Origin of the sequence: Streptosporangium carneum (assembly GCF_027922005.1) — a bacterium.
GTDB classification, from domain to species: Bacteria; Actinomycetota; Actinomycetes; order Streptosporangiales; family Streptosporangiaceae; genus Streptosporangium; species Streptosporangium carneum.
This window is the reverse complement of record NZ_BSEV01000027.1, coordinates 91690-110912: the sequence shown is the minus strand read 5'-3', so window position 1 is coordinate 110912 and position 19223 is coordinate 91690. Positions and strand designations below refer to the sequence as shown.

Here is a 19223-nt window from a genome sequence, read left to right as displayed (position 1 = left end):
GCTGGCTCGAGGAACACGGCGCCCGCTACGACCTCTACCGCATCTACGACAACGAGTGGTGGCACTTCGAGCACCGCCCGGACAGCGGCGGCACGCCACCGGCACGACGACCCCACCCCGGCGTGGGCCACGTGATCGAGAACAGGGACCAGATATAGCCCAGGTCCGGGTCCACTCATGATCGACCGGGCGTTCGGAGAGGGGTTAGAGGCATGTCGTCGAGGAGTATCGACAAGTCCGGATTGCTGGGATGGCGTCTGCAGGCAGCGCGCGAGACGGCGTTCGTGGGGCGGGAGGAGGAGGTCGCGGTCTTCAACGCGGCGTTGTACGGCGGCGGCTGCAGCGTTCTGTACGTGCACGGTCCCGGCGGCATCGGGAAGTCGGCCTTGTTGCGGCGGTTCGCTCATGAGGCCGCGGTGGCGGGGCGGCCGGTGTCCATGGTGGACGGGCGCGTGTTGGAGCCGTCGCCTGCGGCGTCCGAGGCTGAGACCGAGCTGGTGTTTCGCGATGCGGACGCGGTGCTGCTGATCGACGACTTCGAACGAGTTCAGGGCTTGGAGGGATGGCTGCGCGAGCGGTTCCTGCCGCGGGCGCCCATGGGGGCGCTGGTGGTGATCGCGGGGCGAAACCCGCCGGATATGCGGTGGCAGGCGGATCCGGGATGGGCGGGGGCGCTGGAGGTGCTGCCGCTGCGCGACCTGCGGACCGCGGACGCGCAGGCACTGATGGATTTCTCCGGGGTGCCGGCCGAGTCGCGCGAGCCGCTGCTGGCCTTCGCCGGTGGTCATCCACTGGCGCTGCTGCTGGGGGCGGCCGCGGCGGTGAAGAACGGCGGGGCCGGCCGGCGGTGGACGCCGAATCAGGACGTGGTGGCCACGTTGCTGGATCATCTGGTGGGCGAGTTGCCTTCGGCGGCGCATCGGCATGCCCTGGAGATCTGCGCGCACGCGTACACGACGACGGAGGACCTGCTGCGCGTGGCCTTTCCGGAGGACGCCGGGACGTTGTTCCGGTGGTTGCGGCGGTTGCCGTTCGTGGAGTCGAGCAGCCTCGGGCTGTTTCCGCATGACGTGGTGCGGGAGGCGCTGGAGGCGGACCTGCGGTGGCGGGACCCCGAGGGGTACGCGGTGATGCACGACCGCATCCACGCGCATCTGGCGAAGAGGGTGCGCACGGCGAGCGACGCGGACGTGCTCGGCGCGGTGGCGGCACTGTCCTACCTGCACCGCGACACCGACGCGCCGCCCGGCTCCCACGGCCGCCACGACGAGGGCGGGTTCCAGGAGGAGCCGCTGCGGGAGGAGGACCTCGGGACGCTGCTCCGGGTGGCGGCGAAAGACGCGGCCTGCGCCGCCTTCTGGGCGGAACGCCGGCCGGAGGCGTTCCGGCTGTATCGGCGGACCGAAACCGGCGAGCCCGTGGCCTTCTCCGCGTGGTTGCGGTTGACGGAACTCGACGAGGAGGAGCTGAGGGCCGATCCCATCGTGGCCATGGCGTGGGCGCACGCGCGTGCCACCACGCCGTTGCGCGCCGGTGAGCATTTGACGGTCAGCAGGCTGTGGGCGCTGCCGCCGTATCGCGGGAACTCGCCGGTGATGGATGTGATCCAGTGGCGAGTGATCGGCAATTGTCTGCGGTCCGAGCGGATGGCATGGTCATATGTCGAGATATGGCAGCCGAACCAAGCGTGGGTGGAGCGTTTACGGCATTACGGGATGCGTGACATCTCCGAGCGGCCGCGGCCGGGGGATGACGCGTACAGCCTGTTCGTTCATGACTGGCGTGCGGTGCCGGCGCAGGCGTGGCTGGAGCGGATGAGCCGACTGCTCGTCGCGGGGCCTGCCGGTGGCCCGGGTGCCGCGCCGGCGAAACTGGCGGTGCTGTCGCAGGCGGAGTTCGCCGAGGCGGTTCGCAAGGCGTTGCGCCGGTTGCCGCGGCGGGACGCGCTGGCCGCTTCCCCGCTGACGCGCACCAGGCTGATCGCCGAGCGGGCCGGGCAGGATCCGGCCACGGCACTGGGTGACCTGCTCCGCCAGGCGATCGACGACCTGCGTGAGGATCCGCGCTCGGTCAAGTTCCACCGGGCGCTGTCGGTCACCTTCCTCCGCGGCACGCCCACCCAGGAGCTGGCCGCGGAACGACTCGGCCTCCCTTTCACCACCTACCGCCGCCATCTGACGGCCGGTGTCGAACATGTCTGCGCCGACCTGTGGCGCCGGGAACTGTACGGCGCCGGCACACCGGCGTACCGATCCAGCTGAGCCGCCACATCGTGCCGGCGCGGCGGGGACGAACGCGACCGAGGGCGTGTCAGTCGGCAAGCGCGAGGCCGGCCGCCGCCTCCGCGTGCAGCCGAGCGCTCGGCAGCACCGGGATGACGCTGTCCTTCTCACTGATCAGCAGCTCGATCTCCGTGCAGCCGAGGATGACGCCTTCAGCGCCGTCGTCTGCGAAATCACCGATGATCTGGGCGTACGCGTCCCTGGACGATGTCCGGAGCACCCCGCGCACCAGTTCGTCGAAGATCACGTGATGGACCAGTTCCCGCTGCTCACGCCGCGGGACGACCACGTCGAAGCCGTGGGCGGCCAGCCGCTCCCGGTAGAAGGGCTGCTCCATGGTGAAGCGGGTGCCCAGCAGACCGACCTTGCGCATGCCCCTGGCGCGGACCTCGGCGCCCAGGGCGTCGGCGATGTGCAGCACGGGCACGCTCACGGTCCGCTCCACGTCGTCGTTCACCCGGTTGAAGGTGTTGCTGCAGATGAGCAGGAGGTCGGCGCCGAGATCCTCCAGTTTCCTGCCCGCACCGGCCAGCAGCGTACTCACCTCGTCCCAGCGGTCGGCGAAGATGAGATCCTCGACGGTCGTGTAGTCGACCGACCAGATGAGGCTGTTGGCGGAATGGCTGCCGCCGAGTCGTTCGCGTACCCGCTGGTTGATGACCTGGTAGTAGATCATCGTCGATTCCCAGCTCAACCCGCCGATGAGACCGATAGTGCGCATGGAACTCCGTTTCGCCAGCCTGTGCCGGCAGGCTAGACGGAGCGCCTGCTCATTTGGCAGACCAAAAGCTGTTCAGCCGTTCGGCGACCGGCCGCACCGTCGGCCACACGGTGTTCGCCGCCACAGGACCAGCCTGCCGCGTGTCGGCTCTTCGCCTGACCGGTTTCCAGGCCATTGGCTGTCCGGTTCCTGACCGAAGCGCACCCGCGGTGTGCCGCTCCGCCGAGCCCCTACAGGGCGGCGAGCACGGCGGCGGTCTCCTCGGGCTTGGAGAACATGGGCCAGTGGCCGGTGGGCAGGGCCGCGAAGCTCCACTCGGGGCCGGCGAGCGCGGCGAAGAAGGGGTGTCCCGCCGCGATCATCGCGTGAACCTGTTCCAGCGGGAAGGAGCAGGTGATGAGCGTCTTCCGCAGTCCCGCCGCGCCGCCGGTGAGCTTCAGCGGCTGGGTCATGGCCGCGTACGGCTGCGCGGTCGCGCGGGAGGCGAACCACTCCCGTTCGCGGGGGCCCAGGCCTTCCAGGCTGGCTCCGGCCTTCTCCTGCTCCTCCCAGGCCGGGAGGGGGTAGCCGGTTCCGTCGCCGTGCTCGGCGACCCGCTTTTCGATGAAGGCCCTCCACTCGGGCTCGTGGAGGTCCATGTGGCTCGTGCCGTCGGCCTGCGGGCCGCTTTCGAGGTAGACGACGCGGGAGACGCGTTCGGGGACGCGGTCGGCGGCGCCGGTGACGGGGGCGCCCGCGCCGCTGTGCGCGACGAGGATCACCTCGCGCAGGTCGGCGTAGACGATGACGTTGACGATGTCCTGGATGTGGGTGTCGAGGTCGACGTCCGGGCCCGCCAGGTGCGCCCGGTCGCCGAGGCCGGTGAGGGTGACCGGGTGGACGTCGTGGCCCGCCTCGCGCAGGTGCGCGGCGACCTTCTCCCATGCCCAGCCGCCGAGCCAGAAGCCGGGAACCAGAACGTAGGTGCTCATTTCGTGTTCTCCTTCGTCGTGTGGTTTCACCCTAGGATCGAATCCGGACAGATTCAGTCCTGATTTTTGGGGGTTTTTCATGACGGTCACCCGGGTACTCGCCCTGCTGGAGATGTTGCAGGCCAGCCCGGGGCTGACCGGTCCCGAACTGGCCGCGCGGCTGGAGGTCGACGAGCGCACGGTGCGTCGTTACGCGGTGCGGCTGTCGGAGCTCGGGGTGCCGGTGGAGGCGGAAAGGGGCCGTTACGGCGGTTACCGGCTGTTGCCCGGTTACCGGCTGCCGCCGCTGATGCTCACCGACGACGAGGCCACCGCCGTGACGCTCGGCCTGCTGGCCGGGCGGCGCACCGGCCTGGCGGTGGGGCAGGCGGCGACGGAGAGCGCGCTGGCCAAGATCCAGCGGGTGCTTCCCCGGGCGCTGCGCGAACGCGTCGAGGCGGTTTCCGCGACGCTGGAGCACACCGGGACCCCGGCGCCGGTGAACGCGCCGAAGGCCGGGCCGCTGCTGGCGCTGGCAGACGCCGCCCGCAGGCGTCACACGGTGCGGCTGGCCTACCGGTCGTGGCGGGGCGAGGTCTCCGAGCGCGACCTGGACCCCTACGGGATCGTGTTCCACGCGGGGCGCTGGTACGTCGCCGGGCTCGACCACGCCAGCGGCGAGAGGAGGACCTTCCGGGTCGACCGGGTGGCGGACGCGGCCTCCACCGATCGGGGATTCGAGCCGCCCGAGGGGTTCGACCCGGTGGCGCACGTGGTCAGGTCGCTGGCGGCGGTGCCGTACCGGCACGAGGTGAGGGTGCTGCTGGAGACGACGGTGGAGGAGGCGGCCAGGCGGATCCCCGCCTCGACGGCGACGCTGGCCCAGACGCCGCAGGGGGTGCTGCTGGAGACCAGGGCCGAGCGGCTGGAGGGGATGGCGCAGCTGCTGGCCGGGCTCGGCTGGCCGTTCACCGTGGTCACGCCGGACGAGCTGCGCGCCGAGGTCAGGGCACTGGCCGCACGGCTGGTCGAGGCCGCGGGCCGTACCGCGGACTGAGCCTTCCCGGCGGCCGTCACGCGCCGCCGGGCCGCCGACAAACCGGTTGCCGCCCGGCGCGGGCGTCTGCTGGACTGCTCACAGAAGCCGATCGACCGAGGAGGCACACATGCGAGGGGTCTTCATGTCCACCCCGAAGGTAGTTTCCACCTATCCAAAGGACATGACGCTCGGTGAGAACGTTGAATCTGGGGATCCTGGCGCACGTAGACGCCGGTAAGACGAGCCTGACCGAGCGGCTGCTCCACGCCGCGGGCGTCATCGACGAGATCGGCAGCGTCGACGACGGCAGCACCCAGACCGATTCCCTGGAAATGGAACGGCGGCGCGGAATCACGATCAAGTCCGCGGTCGTGTCGTTCGTCGTCGACGACGTCACCGTCAACCTGATCGACACGCCGGGCCACCCGGACTTCATCGCCGAGGTGGAGCGGGCGCTGAGCGTGCTCGACGGCGCCGTGCTGGTCGTCTCCGCCGTCGAGGGCGTGCAGGCGCAGACCCGCGTTCTGATGCGGACGCTGCGGCGGCTGCGCATCCCCACCCTCGTCTTCGTGAACAAGATCGACCGTGGTGGCGCGAGGTACGAGCCCGTGCTGCGGGACATCTCCGAGAAGCTGGCGCCGCAGATCGTCGCGATGGGATCGACGCGCGGCCTCGGCACACGCGGCTGCGAGTTCACACCGTACGGCGCGGGCGACGCCGCCTTCGCGACCAGGCTGGCCGACGCGCTCGCCGAGCACGACGACGGGCTCGTGGCCGCCTACCTCGACGACGAGAGGGCGCTTTCCTACCGCAGGCTGCGTGAGGGGCTCGTGGCGCAGACCGGGCAGGCACTGGTGCACCCGGTGTTCTTCGGCTCGGCGATCACGGGAGCGGGGGTGGACGCGCTGGTCGGCGGCATCGTGGAGTTGCTGCCCGCGACCGAGGGCGACGCCGCGGGGCCGGTCTCCGGCGCCGTCTTCAAGGTCGAACGCGGCCAGGACGGGGAGAAGATCGCCTACGTCCGCATGTTCTCGGGAACGGTGCGAACGCGGGATCGGCTGCGGTTCCGCCGGGACGGCGGGGCAGACGGGGAGGGGAAGGGCGAGGGCGAGGGGAAGGTCACCGCGATCAGCGTCTTCGAGCACGGCTCCGCGGTCCCGCGCGCCTCGGTCGAGGCAGGGCGGATCGGCAGGCTCCGGGGGCTCGGCGACGTCCGGATCGGCGACGAGGTCGGCCTGCCACGAGGGGCGGCCTCCGGACGCCGTCACTTCGCCCCTCCCACCCTCGAGACGGTCGTCGTCGCCCGCCGTGCCGCCGACAGGGGCGCGCTGCACGTCGCGCTCGCCCGGCTCGCCGAGCAGGACCCGCTGATCAACCTGCGGCGGGACCGGATCCGGCAGGAGATCTCCGTCTCGCTCTACGGCGAGGTGCAGAAAGAGGTCATCCAGGCGACGCTGGCGGAGGAGTACGGCCTCGACGTCTCATTCCGCGAGACGACGACGGTCTGCGTCGAACGGCCCGTCGGCGTCGGCACGGCCGCCGAGACGATCGACAAGGAGCCCAATCCGTTCCTGGCGACCGTCGGGCTGCGCGTCGAACCGGCCGCGGTCGGCGGCGGCGTGACGTTCCGGCTCGAGGTCGAGCCCGGGTCGATGCCGCCGACGTTCTTCAACGCCGTCGAGGAGAGCGTGCGGGAGACCCTGGGACAGGGGATCCGGGGCTGGCAGGTCGTCGACTGCGCGGTCACGATGACGCGTTCGGGGTACTGGGCGCGGCAGAGCCACTCGGGCGGCGTCTTCGACAAGAGCATGTCGAGCACCGCCGGTGACTTCCGCAACCTGACGCCGCTGGTCGTGATGAGCGCGCTGCAACGGGCGGGCACCGTGGTGTGCGAGCCGATGCATCGTTTCCGCCTCGACGTGCCCGCGGACGCCTTCGGGCTGCTGCTGCCCGTCCTGGCGCGGCTGCGCGCCGTTCCGCGGACGCCGGTGACGCGGGGGGCGTCCTGCCTGGTGGAGGGGGAGATCCCGGCGGCCGGGGTGCACGAGCTGAGCCGGCGGCTGCCGGGGCTGACCCGCGGTGAAGGAGTGCTCGAGTCCGTCTTCGATCACTACGAGCCGGTTCGCGGCACGCCCCCGGCCAGGCGGAGGACCGACCACAACCCGCTCGACCGCAAGGAGTACCTGCTGCACGTGGTGCGCCGGGTTTAGGGTCTGTCCGGGCCGGGGGACGGGCGGCGGATCGTTCCGTCCGGCGGGGCTCAGGGCCGGCGGTCGCGGAAGGTCCGGCGGAGGTCGTCGACCCAGGCGCCGGGCGTCTCCCAGGGGATGAAGTGACCGCCGCGGTCATGGGCGGTGAGGTTGACGTGGTTGTACCAGCCGGCCCGGTCGCTGTCGAGGAAGCTCCGCACGCGCTGGTCGGTGGTCACGCCAGGGGGGTTCTCGTAGCCGACGAAGGTGATGCCGGTGGGCGCCTCGACGACGGGCCTGCGGTCGTGGGAGGGGGTCCAGGGGTGACGGTTGGCGTTGGCGTAGTAACGCATCGAGGTGCCGACGGCGTTGTTGACCCAGTAGATCATCGTGTGGGTGATCAGGTCGTCCTTGGTGAAGACGGTCTCGACGTCACCGCCGTTGTCGCTCCAGGCGTCCCAGCGCTCCAGAAGCCAGGCCAGCAGCCCGGCGGGGGAGTCGCTCAGCGCGTGGGCGAGCGTGGAGGGGGCCAGGACGTGCGCGGCCAGGTGCACCGCGAAGCGCCGGTCCAGGGCGACGGCCTGCCCGCGGACGGGTGCGGGCAGGTCGTCGGGGATGGGGCGGCCCTGGGCGAAGTCCCAGGCGCGCTCGCCGTTGAACATGGTGAGCTTCTGGCCGGAGCCGATGTGGATGGCGTGCAGTTCACCGGCGTACTTGTGGCCGAGCTGCCCGCAGATCAGGGCGCCGATGTCGCATCCGCCCGCGGCGTACTCGGGGTAGCCGAGGGTGTCGGTCATGAGGGTGTGCCACAGGTCGGCGACTTTCCAGAAGTTGATGTCCGGGTGGCCGGTGAGCGGTCCGGGGAATCCGAAACCGGGCAGGGAGGGGACGATGACGTCGAAGGCGTCCGCGGGGTCGCCGCCGAAGGCGGCGGGGTCGGCGAGCGGGTCGATCACCTTCGACCAGTGCCAGAACGTCCACGGCCAGCCGTGGGTGAGGATCAGCGGGACAGGGCGGGGGCCCACACCGGCTTTGCGCATGAAGTGCACAGGTGTGCCGTCGACGGTCACCCGGTAGTGCTCGTAGGCGTTGATCGCGGCCTCGGCCCTGCGCCAGTCGTACTCCTGGCGCCAGTAGGTGACCAGTTCGTGCAGGTAGGCGCTGGGAACGCCGTAGGACCAGTCCTCGTTGGCCTCGTCCAGCGGCGGACGGGTCAGGCTCAGCCGTGTCCGCAGGTCGTCCAGGACCTGGTCGGGCACGTGGATCGGGTCGGGTTCCAGAGGGAAGGCATCGGTGGCCATGGCGTGGTTCCTTACCGGGGAGGGGAGGAGGCGGGCGGCTCGTCCAGGACCTGGGCGCCGAGCTCGGCCATCTCCAGCAGCGCGGGCAGCGCCGCGGCGACCGCCTGCCGCTGAGGTGTGCTCAGGCGCCGGGTCAGAGCGGTCAGGCGGTCGACGCGGTCCCTGCGGCGTTTGTCGACCACCTGGGCGCCCGCGGGAGTGAGGTGCACCAGCACCGCCCGGCCGTCCGTGGGGTCGGGGCGTCGCCGGACCAGGCCGTCGCGTTCGAGGCGGGTGACGAGCTGGGTGATCGCCGGCTGGGTGACCTGCTCGCTCGCCTTCAGCTCCGACAGGCGCAGCGGGCCCCTGCCGGCCAGGGTGTGCAGCACCCCCAGCGTGGTGAAGCTCATCTTCTCCACCGACGCCAGGCGGATGAAGATTCCCGTGAACTTCTCCAGGGCGAGGGCGAGGTCCTCCGTGTCGAGGCCGTCAGGCGGCTCATGCGGCGACATGATCCAAATATATCAGTAACTTATTTAAGTTGCTTATCTAATCTGGCGGGGCGTCCCGGCGCTCGCCCGTCAGCGTGGCGGCAGGCGGGGGATCGAGAGACGGGGCCGGTCGGCGGGGTTCGGCGTGTGCGGCGGATACATGATCAGGCGTTCCAGTGCGACCTCGATCGCCTTGTCGAGCTGGGTGTCCACGCCTCGCGCGTAGTCCTGCGGGGTGATGTCGACCTCGATGTCGGGGTCGGTCCCGTAGTTCTCCACGCGCCAGCCCACGTCGTCGAAGGCGAAGGAGAACTCGGGCTGGGTGGTGACCGTGCCGTCGGCCAGCTGGTGCCGGGGCCAGATGCCGATCACCCCGCCCCAGGTGCGCTTGCCGATCAGCGGGCCCAGGCCGAGCAGCTTGAAGGTGTGGCTGAAGATGTCGCCGTCGGAGCCCGCCCACTCGTTGGTGACCGCGACCATGGGGCCGCGCGGCGACTCGTCGGGGTAGGGCTCGGGCACGCCCCAGCGGGGGAAGTTGTAGCCGAGGCGGCGGCGGGCGAGCTTCTCCAGCAGCAGCGCCGACACGTGCCCGCCGCCGTTGAACCGCACGTCCACGACCAGGCCCTCGCGGTCGTGCTCGGTGAGGAAACCGCGGTGGAACTCCGCGTAGCCGTCCGGCCCCATGTCGGGGATGTGCAGGTAGCCGACGCGTCCCCCGCTGCGTTCGTGGCAGTGCGCCCGGTTGGCCTCGACCCAGTCGCGGTAGCGGCCCGGCTGCTCGTCGCCGACGGCCCTGACGGTGACGGTCCGCCTGTCGTCGCCGCGCATGACGGTGAGCTGGACCTCCTGGTCGGCCTGGTTGACCAGCCGTTCGTCCGGGCTCGCCGACTCGCCGACGGGCTGGCCGTTGACGGCGACCACCACGTCGCCGGGCCGTACGTCCACTCCCAGGCGGTTGAGCGGCGAGGTCGCCTCGGGGTCCCAGCGGTCGCCGCCGACGATCGCGGCGATGCGGTAGCGGCCGTCCTCGTAGGACCAGTCGACGCCGAGCTTGCCCTGCCGGTAGTGCGGCCTGGACCGGTAGGCGCCGCCGCTCTCGTAGGCGTGGGAGGTGCCCAGCTCGCCGAGGACCTCCCACAGCAGGTCGGAGAACTCCCCGCGGGTGGTGACCCGGTCGACCAGCGGCAGGTAGCGCTCGTAGACGCCGTCCCAGTCGACACCCGCCATGTCCTGGGCCCAGAAGTTCTCCCGTTGCAGCCGCCACGTCTCGCGGAACATCTGCCGCCACTCGGCCTCAGGGCGGATCGACACCTTGACGCGTGACAGGTCGACCCAGCCGCTCGTCCGGCCCGGCGTGTCGTCGTCCTCGGGCGTCTCGCCCGCCTTGATCACGCGCAGGCGTCTTCCCGACTGGTAGAGCAGGGTGGCGCCGTCACGGCCGAGCTGGAACTCCGAGACGTCCCCGGCCAGCGTCTCCTGTTTCTGCGTGGCGAAGTCGTAGACGTGCAGCGTGCCGTCGGAGGAGTCGGCGTAGTCGTCGCCGAGGCTGCCCTCGACGGGGAAGGTCAGGTAGACGACCTTGCCCTTGATCCCGGCGACGCGGTCGTAGCGGCCCTCGGGGACGGGGAAGGTGACGACGCGGTTCTCGATGCCGTCGAGGTCGATGACGATCTCGGTCTCCTCCTCGCCTTCCTCCTCCTCGTCATCGTCGTCGCCGAGGGGGCGGGGTTCGGGGACGAAGGGGGAGCCGACGTCCGCGCGCAACCCGATGGCGTACGGGCGTGAGCCGAGAGGGAAGCCCAGGGCGAACTGGAGCTCGTCGTAGACCGGGTTGAAGACGCGCTGGCCGACGAAGTAGAGGTAGTCGCCGCCGGGGTCGAAGCTGGGGCTGGAGTCCCACAGCACGGGGCGGGTGGCGAAGAACGTCTCGCCGGTCTCGGCGCGGCACAGCTTGACCGCCGTGGTCTGCGCGCTGTCGCGGCAGGCGTAGGCGAGCCAGCGGCCGTCGGGCGACCAGGCGAGGTCCTCGATCGCGCCGAACCGGCTGCCGTCGACCACGGCGCCCCGCGCCAGGGCGGCCCGGTCCTCGGGCAGGTCGACCATGATCAGCTCGTTGCGGTGGTTGGCGACGGCGACCCGGTCGCCCTTGGGGCAGACCTCCAGCGCGGTGACGCGCCCGGTGTCGAGATGGTCGAGCCGCACCGGTTCGGCGCCGCCGTCGGCGGTGAGCACGACCAGCACCTCCCGGTCGCCGTCGTCGCTGGCCGCCGCCACCAGCCGTTCGCCGTCGTTCAGCCAGCTCAGCAGCCGGTAGCGAACGCCGTACGGCGCGCCGTGCTGGCGCACCGGCCCCTCCCAGGCGGCGAAGGAGAAGGCCTTGCCGCGGGTGGTGACGGCCAGCCCGCTGCCGTCGGGACTGAGGGTGGCGCTTTCGAGGAAGTCCTCGGCGGGGGCGAAGCGGCGGTTGCGCTGGGTGCGGGAGCTGTGCAGACGGACCTCGACGTGGCGGGCTTCGCCGTCCTCGACCAGATAGAGCTCGGCGCCGGCGTGGTAGACCAGCCTGCGGCCGTCGCCGGACAGGTTGCGGGCGTAGTAGTCGCCGTGGTCGGAGTGCCTGCGCAGGCCCGCGCCGTCCGCGGCGCAGGAGTAGACGTTGCCGACGCCCTCGTGGTCGGAGATGAAGTAGACGCGGTCGCCGATCCAGCAGGGGGAGGCCAGGTTGCCGGGCAGGGTGATGAGCCGCCGGAAGCGTTCGGACCCGATCCACAGCTCGCCCGCCGTCCCGCCCCGGTATCGCTTCCAGCGGGCCGGGTCGGCGGTGTTGCGGCCCAGCACGATCTGCGGGCCGTAGGAGATGGAGTTCGCCGGACCGTACGGCAGGCGCTCGGGGACGCCGTCGGGCGTGACCCGGTGCAGCCACCGGTGCCCTTCGAAGGGCTGGGACTCGTCGCTGGCGTACACGACGGCGCCTTCGGGGTCCCAGCCGGCGACGATCGAACGGGCGCCGTGGAAGGTGATCCGCCGGGTGGCTCCGCCGTCGGCGGGCATCACGTAGACCTCCTCGGGGCCCTCCTCCCCGCCGACGAAGGCGAGCTGGTCGCCTCGCGGGGAGAAACGGGGGTAGGCCGCCTCGGCCACCCCGGCGGTCAGCCGGAAGGCCCGCCCGCCGTCGGCGGGCACCATCCACAGGTCGTCCTCGGCGGCGAAGACGACCGTGTCGCCGAAGATCGTCGGGAATCGCAGGTAGGCGGACATCGTGCTCACTCCGTCATCGGTCGACCGTGGGGCTCGTCCCAGCCTTCCGATCATGATTTCACGCCCGTCGCGGACGCGGGCGCGCCGGTCCCGCCGTCCGTACGCGCCGCCGCGGCCCGGAGGTGGGGCCGGTCCGTCCCGTCCGCCCGCCCGGTGCCCGCACCGCAGGCGGGGGCCTGCGTTCCGAGGGTGGCGGGCTTGGAAAGAAGCGGTAAATCGCCACCATGGAAATGGATAACGATCTTTATGATTGGGCAGGAAATCGGCACACGCCTTGCGTCCCGGGGAGGTACGGCATGGCCTGGTCGCAAGACGAGGAGCGAATGCTGCTGCAGATCGAGCGTCACCTCACCGATGAGGATCCGCGGCTGGCGGCGCGACTCGAGTCGTTCAACGAGCGTGTCCAGCGCAAGGAGCAGGGCCGCCGCAAACGCCGCTCGCGGGACGGTCGTGTCTCCAGAGGGCCGCGCCGGACGACGATCATCATCATGGTCAGCTGGATGCTGATCGCGACCCTGATCGCCACGCTGCTCGTCCTGGTCCTGCGCCACGAGGCCGCCGCGGCCCTTCCGCTCTGAGCTTTCCGGGCGGCCCTTTCGCGAGTCAGCCCAGGGTGCGCAGGAAGCTCGCGGCCACCGGCGCGGCGACCGCGCCGCCGCCCGAGCCCTCCTCGACGATCACCGCGAAGGCCAGGTCGCCGCGGAAGCCCATGAACCAGGCGTGGGTCTTGAGGTCGTCCTGCGGGCCGAACTCGGCCGTGCCGGTCTTGCCTCGGGTGCCGGAGGGCAGGCGCGCGTCCTTGGCGGTGCCCTTGGTGACCACCGCGGACATCATCTGGTGGATCTTGGGCAGGACGCCGGAGGGAAGCTCCTGCGGCTCGGCCTTCTGCTCGATGGACGGCACCAGCGTCGGAGGACGCCAGGTGCCGTCGGCCAGCGCCGCGCCGACCGAGGCCATGAGCAGCGGGCTGGCGGTGATCCGGCCCTGGCCGAAGGACTCCGCGGCGAGTTCGGCGCCGCTCTGGGCCTTGGGGAAGCTCCCCTTCGCGGCGGGGACGCCGATGTTGAGCGGTTTGTTGAAGCCGAAAAGCTCCGCGGCGCGCACCAGCTTGTCGGCGCCGAGGCGTTCCTGGGCCAGCGGGGCGAAGGTGGTGTTGCAGGAGTAGGCGAAGGCGTCGGAGAAGGTCACCGCGCCGTAGCCCGCGTGGTGGGAGTTGCGGATCGGCAGGCCGCCGACGGTGACGTCCTTGGGGCAGGTGACCTGCTCGCCGGGGGTCATCCCGCTCGCCAGCAGCCCGATCGCGGTGATCGCCTTGAACGTCGATCCGGGAGGGTAGTTGCCGTCCAGAGCGCGGTTGAACCCGCCCTGGTTGTTCGCCACGGCGAGGATCTCACCGGTGGACGGCCTGATCGCCACCAGTGAGGCGGTCTGCTTCAGGTCGCGGACCGCGTCGGCGGCGGCGCGCTGAACCCGCAGGTCCAGGCTGGTCTTGAGGTCCTTGCCGTCCTTGCCGTCGATCTCGCCCACGGACTTGATCGTCTTGCGGTCGGCGCCGACGATCTGGATCTCGGTGGCGGGGGCGCCCGCCAGGTGCTGCTGGAAGGTCTGCTGCAGCCCGCCTCTGCCGATCGCGTCACCCGCCTTGTAGGGGGCGCCGAGGGTTTTGACGTCCTTTTCCGTGGCCTTGTCGAGATAGCCGACGAGCTGCTGGACCGAACCGCCCGCGGTGCCGCCGTCGATGCGCTCACCGCCCGCGGCGGTGATCCGTGCCCGCTCCGGCCACTTGGTCTTCAGCGCGAACGAGGCGCCGTCGGTCAGGCGGGGGTGCACGGCGGAGGGCGACCACTTGACCCGCCAGTGGTGGTCGACGACCGCCAGGTCGAGGGTGCCAGAGTAGCTCCACTCGCCGATGTCGCGCAGTCTCAGGGCGGCGGTGTACGCGGCCTGGCCGGTGCCGTCCCCGGTCTCCTTGACCGAGTTCAGCCGCATCTCGGCCGTCTCGACGGCCAGGTTCTTGCGCATGTCCTGATAGGTCTTGTCGAACGCCGGGTTCTGCGCGCCGAGCTCGGCGCGCATGGCGTTCAGGTCACCGGCCTGCCAGGCCGCGACGAATCGCTGCGCGGTCTCCTGGGGAGTGCCCCTGGTGTGCAGGAACCACCATGCGCCTCCGCCCGCGGCCCCCGCCACCAGCACGACGGCTGTCGAAGTGATCGCGATCGTCTTGCCACGCGGCACTGATTTGCCCCCAGTCCTCGATGCCCCAAAGGCCGCAGCCTAGCGTGACCGACCTGATATGCGTCGACAGATAGTCAGTTGTCTAGTTAGTTTAGGCGTCCTTGCTGCGGCTGGGAGCGTAACTCGCCACGTACTCCTGCCCTGACAGCTCCCGGATCGCCGCCATGATCTCGTCGGTCACCCGGCGGCGGTCACGGGCGTCGGTGTGGGAGCCGGTGAACGTCACGGGCTTGCCGATCCGCACCCCGACGCGGCCGAGCCTGGGCACCGAGGAGCCGATCGGCAGCACCTTGTCGGTGCCGCGCATCGCCACCGGGATGACCGGGGCCCCGGTCGCCAGGGCCAGCCAGGCGACGCCGATCTTGCCCCGGTAGAGGCGGCCGTCGGGGGAGCGGGTGCCCTCGGGGTAGATGCCGAACAACTCGCCGTCCTTGAGCACCTGGGCCGCCGCGTCCAGCATGTCCTGGGCCGCGGTGGGGCTCTGCCTGTCGATGGGGATCTGCCCGGTGGCCCGCATCCACGTCGCGGTGACGGGGTTGCCGGTGAAGTACTCGGCCTTGGCGACGAAGCGCACCTGACGGGGGAGCACAAGCGGCAGGAAGGTGGAGTCCAGCACCGACAGGTGGTTGGAGGCCATGATGGCCGGTCCGGAACCCGGCACGTGCTCGGCTCCGATGACCGAGGTCGGCCACAGCAGATGCAGGAAGGGGGCGCTGACGACCTTGGTCAGGCGATAGAGCACGGGCTCTCCTCAGAGGACGGGCTCACCACACTAAGTGGTGAGCCGACAGCCCACGGGTGTGCGCACCCGCACAAGCGGCCCCTTTATGTTTGTAGCAATCCTCCAAAAGGAGAGGGGTTTTCCAGGACGAAACCTCAAAAACAAACGCCCCGCGAGAGCGGGAGCTCTCGCGGGGCGTGAACGTTTAGTGCCGATGTGGCGGTCGCCTCCTCGGCGAGAGGCACAACACGGCTCCAGCCGAACGGTATTCCGTGAAGGCGGTAATTTGCGGCCCGGGGGACACAAACCACATCGGCACGATCACTCTAACGGACGTCCGCCGATGGTTATTCCGCATCCGCCTCCCCGGCGTGTCAGGCGGTACCGGCATCGGTGCGTCTCCGCAGGTCAGGAGCCCGAGGCGTGGGCCCTTACCCGCTTTGGCCGACGGGGTCCCACGCTCCCGTGCCGTACGGTTTCCGAGACCACGCCGGATGACAGGAGTCAGTTTCGTGGAGACCGAACGTCTGATCATGCGCAGGTGGCGCAGCGAGGACCGGGAGCCGTTCGCGGCGATGAACGCCGACCCCGAGGTGATGGAGCAGTTCCCGGCCACGCTCAGCCGCGAGCAGTCCGACGCCATGGTCGACCGGATCGAGTCGGCCTTCGAGGAACACGGTTACGGGTTGTGGGCGCTGCAGGTGCGCGCCACGGGGGAGTTCGTCGGCTTCACCGGGCTGGCCTGGCAGACCTTCGAGGCGCGTTTCACCCCGGCGCTCGAGATCGGCTGGCGGCTGGCCCGCGCGGCCTGGGGGCACGGCTACGCCGGCGAGGCGGCCGCTGCGGCGTTCGAGCACGGGTTCGGCGTGGGGGGTCTGGAGGAGATCGTCTCCCTGACGGCGGTCTCCAACCTGCGCTCCAGGGCGGTGATGGAGCGCCTGGGCATGGTCAGGGACCCTGCGGACGACTTCGACCACCCGCTGCTCCCCGAGGGGCATCGGCTGCGGCCGCACGTGCTGTACCGTCTCGGCCGCGACGCCTGGCGGCGTGGCCGGGGGGCGGTCACGCGCTGACGGGGTCACGGCCCGGAGCTACGGCGAGGGGCGGAGGGGCGGTGAGCCGTCTCGCGGGTTCATCGCGTAGTGATCGCACGTAGATCAAACCGGCGTGGAACGTCCTGGCTCCCCCTGATCGTGATCTCCGTCTGTTCGGACAAGCGGGGAAGCCGGTACTTTCCGGCCCAAGACAACGCTCAGGACTGAACCGGTTGGCTCTTCGAGCTGAACCAGACGGCGGATTCGCCCTACTTTCTAGGCCTATGCCAGTCGAGTTCTCAAGTGATGCCGAGGCGGCCTCATGCGACCGGTCCCCCGATGCTCCTTCGCAGGCGGAGCCGGAGCGGATTCTCACCATGACCGCGCAACCCGCCGCCCCCGCCGCCCCCGACGTCGCCTGGCTTCCCGAGCCCGAAGCGAGTCTGCCTATCCTGCCGTCCACCGGAATTCACTAAAGCCGTAATTCGCGTAATGGGATATGCCTAGATTGCGCTCTTGTCGGGGTTCAATGCCATATGTACGATCACTTCCGTACCTGGGATTTCATAATCGGAGGTAAACCATGGTTTCAAGGAACTGGGCAACGAAAATACTCATCACCGCGGCAGCTGTCGCTGCGGGTATCGCGCTCGCGAGCCCGGCTCACGCCGTGGACGAGCCGCCCACCGGAGGCCAGGCTTCCACCAACGGTTACACCTGGTCCAACTAAAGAGGCAGCCGGACGGGCGGCGGGAGCGGCGCCGGGGCGAGGGCGGCCCGAAACGACCGGACCATCACCACACACTGGAGCTGGCCAAGAAGTTCGGCGGCGGCACGATGTCGTCCTCGGACGGGCAGCGATTCCCGGTACGCGGCAAGTCGCTGACCGGCAGGGACATGGTTGTTCACGGCCCACACCGCCCGCTACCTGTCCGACCCGCCGTATCAGCGGAAGATCACCCGGCAGCTCAACAAGGGCGAGTCCCTGCACGCGCTGCGCCGGGACCTGCACTACGCCCAGCAGGGCGCCATCGTCCGCCCCCACCTGCAAGACCAGACCGAGCAGGCCTGGTGCCTGACCCTGCTGACCGACTCGGTGATCTGCTGGACGACCGAGTGCTACTCCAAGGCGATCGCCGCGCAGCGCGCTCAGGGCCGCGACGTCCCCGAGTGCGCAGGTTGGGGTAGTGCGCCTGCACCTCGATGCTCTTGCGGCCGTCGGCGACCAGATCGAAGTAGCGGCGGTGAAGGGTCGTCTCCCGGGCGCGCACACCCGCGGGCGGCTCAGTTCAGCGTCACCGCCGCCTTGACGCCCTCCCCGGCGGGTCCGTCCCGCCGCAGCACGTCGAGCGGATCGCACCGGTAACCAGGCTCGCACGACGCTATGGGAAGGCTGGCGAGCACCACCACCCACTTGGTCCCCGGCGCGGCGGCGCCGACGTCCCAGTGGAGCGTCCAGGCGCTGCCCACGATCGTCGCGGCGTTAGGGGAGACCTCCCAGGGGTACGGGTCGCCCGGCGGGGCCTTGCGCAACGCGTAGATCTGCTCATAGTGCGCGGGCTCTCGTACGGTCCCGCGGAACTCCGCTCGTGCGCTGTCGGCCGACCAGTCGTCGACCGTGAGCCGCTCCGCGCCGGCAGGTGCGGTCCTGGGCGTCGCGCCGGGCGCAGGCGGCGGCGTTCCCGTGCCACAGGCCGCGGAGAGCAGGAGGGCGGCGACGGTCAGGGCGATGGCGAAGCGTTTCATGTTCAGACAGACGTTCGCGCCGGTGCCCTGGTTCAGGCGGCCTGGCGCCGCCGGTTCACTCGACCTGGAGGAGTTCTATTCCTGGATGCGTTCGACCGTTTTGCCATGACCGCCGAGCGGAAGGCCAACTGCTCGGCGAAGGCCTCGGTTGGCTGAACGGACGAGATGCTCCGTTACGGTCGGCCGCATGAGAGCGGTTCAGATCATCGAGTACGGCCCGCCCGGCGTCGTGCACGTCGCCGAGGTGGTGGAGCCGCACGCCGGACCGGGTGAGATCCGCCCTGGTCTCCCCGTGGGCGGTCAGGCACCGGGCAGCTGGTCCTCACGCGGGATCGGGGTGGTCCGCTGGTCGCCGGTGGCGGCCCAGGTGGCCAAAAGGCGCAGGCCGTCGGCGCTGGGGGTGCCGGGTGGGGCGGTGTACATCAGAAGGGTGAGGCCGGGGTCGGAGGCCAGGGTCATGGCCTCGAAGTGGAGTTCGAGGTCACCGACGGCGGGGTGATGGATCTTCTTGATGCCGGTGCGGTGGTGGCGGACGTTGTGGTCGGCCCAGCGTTTGCGGAAGACCTCGCTGCGGGTGGACAGCTCGCCGATGAGGCCGGTGAGGTTGCGGTCGTAGGGGTTGCGGCCGGCCTCGGCCCGGAGCATGGCGGCGATGTCGTCGGCGGCCTTGTCCCAGTCGGTGAAGAACTCGCGGGCGGCGGGGTCGAGGTAGATGAACCGGGCGGTGTTGGCCGGACGGCGCGGGTCGGCCTGCCGCTGGGCCAGGACGGGCGCGTACAGGGCCGCGGCGAGCCGGTTGGTCGCCAGGACGTCGTGGCGGTCGTTGCGGATCCAGGCGGGCGCGTCGACGATCGCATCCAGCATGTGCTGCAGGATGGGCCTGACCGGTTTGACCGGGGTGCGGCGGCGGGCGGTGGGGGCGGGTCCGGCCTCCCGCCGGGCGAGGTCGAACAGGTGCTCGCGTTCGGCGTCGTCCAGGTGCAGGGCGCGGGCGAGGTTGTCCAGGACGCTGTCGGAGGCGCCTGACAGGTGCCCGCGCTCCAGGCGGACGTAGTAGTCGACCGAGACTCCGGCCAGCATGGCGACCTCTTCGCGACGCAGTCCCTTGACGCGCCGGTTGCCGCCGTAGGCGGGCAGCCCGGCCTGCTCGGGGGTGATGCGGGCGCGGCGGGAGGTGAGGAACTCCTTGATCTCGGTGCGGTCGTCCATGTCTCCACCGTAGGCGAGCCCGCGTGTGGGAGGGGGGTACTGGCGTTACCTGGAACGACAGGCACTGCCGC

15 protein-coding genes and 1 pseudogene are annotated in these 19223 nt (G+C 70.5%); 7 read left to right on the top strand and 9 right to left on the bottom strand.

Annotation, left to right across the window (positions count from 1 at the left end; translation table 11 throughout):
• Nucleotides 1-212: 212 nt before the first annotated feature.
• Entirely contained in the window at nucleotides 213-2261 is a 2049-nt protein-coding gene (locus tag PKF00_RS36450) for an ATP-binding protein (RefSeq protein WP_271222283.1), read from the top strand.
• A gap of 49 nt (nucleotides 2262-2310) precedes the next feature.
• On the opposite strand, the gene PKF00_RS36445 is transcribed toward PKF00_RS36450, so the two are convergent.
• Together PKF00_RS36445 and PKF00_RS36440 are read right to left on the bottom strand one after the other, a co-directional pair.
• Nucleotides 2311-3003: an aspartate/glutamate racemase family protein gene (locus PKF00_RS36445; protein WP_271222282.1), complete on the bottom strand. Its 693-nt coding sequence runs from the start codon at nucleotides 3001-3003 to the stop codon at nucleotides 2311-2313.
• Between the two features lie 230 nt (nucleotides 3004-3233).
• Complete coding sequence (locus PKF00_RS36440; RefSeq protein ID WP_271222281.1) at nucleotides 3234-3974, bottom strand: alpha/beta fold hydrolase; 741 nt, start codon at nucleotides 3972-3974, stop codon at nucleotides 3234-3236.
• A gap of 79 nt (nucleotides 3975-4053) precedes the next feature.
• Between PKF00_RS36440 and PKF00_RS36435 the strand changes: the two genes are divergently transcribed.
• Both PKF00_RS36435 and PKF00_RS36430 read left to right on the top strand, forming a co-directional pair.
• Nucleotides 4054-5010: a helix-turn-helix transcriptional regulator gene (locus PKF00_RS36435; RefSeq protein WP_271222280.1), complete on the top strand. Its 957-nt coding sequence runs from the start codon at nucleotides 4054-4056 to the stop codon at nucleotides 5008-5010.
• Between the two features lie 173 nt (nucleotides 5011-5183).
• Nucleotides 5184-7202 carry an elongation factor G gene (locus tag PKF00_RS36430; RefSeq protein WP_271222279.1) on the top strand — a complete coding sequence of 673 codons (2019 nt, stop codon included), beginning with the start codon at nucleotides 5184-5186 and terminating at the stop codon, nucleotides 7200-7202.
• A gap of 50 nt (nucleotides 7203-7252) precedes the next feature.
• Here PKF00_RS36430 and PKF00_RS36425 read toward each other — a convergent pair whose 3' ends face one another.
• From PKF00_RS36425 to PKF00_RS36415, 3 genes are all read right to left on the bottom strand, one after another.
• A complete protein-coding gene (locus PKF00_RS36425; RefSeq protein WP_271222278.1) occupies nucleotides 7253-8482 on the bottom strand; it encodes an epoxide hydrolase family protein in 1230 nt (409 codons plus the stop codon).
• A gap of 11 nt (nucleotides 8483-8493) precedes the next feature.
• Nucleotides 8494-8973: a MarR family winged helix-turn-helix transcriptional regulator gene (locus tag PKF00_RS36420; RefSeq protein ID WP_271222277.1), complete on the bottom strand. Its 480-nt coding sequence runs from the start codon at nucleotides 8971-8973 to the stop codon at nucleotides 8494-8496.
• A 69-nt stretch (nucleotides 8974-9042) separates the two neighbouring features.
• Nucleotides 9043-12207: a S41 family peptidase gene (locus tag PKF00_RS36415; protein WP_271222285.1), complete on the bottom strand. Its 3165-nt coding sequence runs from the start codon at nucleotides 12205-12207 to the stop codon at nucleotides 9043-9045.
• Between the two features lie 296 nt (nucleotides 12208-12503).
• Here PKF00_RS36415 and PKF00_RS36410 point away from each other — a divergent pair, with 296 nt between their 5' ends.
• Nucleotides 12504-12785, top strand: a complete 282-nt coding sequence (locus PKF00_RS36410; protein WP_271222276.1) for a DUF3040 domain-containing protein — start codon at nucleotides 12504-12506, stop codon at nucleotides 12783-12785.
• Between the two features lie 25 nt (nucleotides 12786-12810).
• Here PKF00_RS36410 and PKF00_RS36405 read toward each other — a convergent pair whose 3' ends face one another.
• Both PKF00_RS36405 and PKF00_RS36400 read right to left on the bottom strand, forming a co-directional pair.
• The gene (locus tag PKF00_RS36405; protein ID WP_271222275.1) at nucleotides 12811-14442 is read right to left on the bottom strand and encodes a penicillin-binding transpeptidase domain-containing protein; all 1632 of its coding nucleotides are present in this window, start codon (nucleotides 14440-14442) and stop codon (nucleotides 12811-12813) included.
• Nucleotides 14443-14533: 91 nt separating this feature from the next.
• Nucleotides 14534-15184 carry a lysophospholipid acyltransferase family protein gene (locus tag PKF00_RS36400; protein ID WP_271222274.1) on the bottom strand — a complete coding sequence of 217 codons (651 nt, stop codon included), beginning with the start codon at nucleotides 15182-15184 and terminating at the stop codon, nucleotides 14534-14536.
• A 491-nt stretch (nucleotides 15185-15675) separates the two neighbouring features.
• Between PKF00_RS36400 and PKF00_RS36395 the strand changes: the two genes are divergently transcribed.
• Both PKF00_RS36395 and PKF00_RS44770 read left to right on the top strand, forming a co-directional pair.
• Nucleotides 15676-16236 (top strand): GNAT family N-acetyltransferase, encoded by a 561-nt coding sequence (locus tag PKF00_RS36395; RefSeq protein ID WP_271222273.1) that lies wholly within the window; start codon nucleotides 15676-15678, stop codon nucleotides 16234-16236.
• A gap of 862 nt (nucleotides 16237-17098) precedes the next feature.
• Complete coding sequence (locus PKF00_RS44770) at nucleotides 17099-17563, top strand: Tn3 family transposase (protein ID WP_369011194.1); 465 nt, start codon at nucleotides 17099-17101, stop codon at nucleotides 17561-17563.
• On the opposite strand, the gene PKF00_RS36390 is transcribed toward PKF00_RS44770, so the two are convergent.
• Nucleotides 17482-17943 carry a hypothetical protein gene (locus tag PKF00_RS36390; RefSeq protein WP_271222272.1) on the bottom strand — a complete coding sequence of 154 codons (462 nt, stop codon included), beginning with the start codon at nucleotides 17941-17943 and terminating at the stop codon, nucleotides 17482-17484. The genes PKF00_RS44770 and PKF00_RS36390 overlap by 82 nt on opposite strands.
• 187 nt (nucleotides 17944-18130) lie before the next feature.
• On the opposite strand from PKF00_RS36390, the pseudogene PKF00_RS45265 reads away from it, so the two are divergent.
• A pseudogene (locus tag PKF00_RS45265) lies at nucleotides 18131-18256 on the top strand (NADP-dependent oxidoreductase); the annotation flags it as partial.
• On the opposite strand, the gene PKF00_RS36385 reads toward PKF00_RS45265, so the two are convergent.
• Entirely contained in the window at nucleotides 18244-19152 is a 909-nt protein-coding gene (locus PKF00_RS36385; RefSeq protein ID WP_271222271.1) for a helix-turn-helix domain-containing protein, read from the bottom strand. The pseudogene PKF00_RS45265 and the gene PKF00_RS36385 overlap by 13 nt on opposite strands.
• Nucleotides 19153-19223 lie beyond the last annotated feature (71 nt).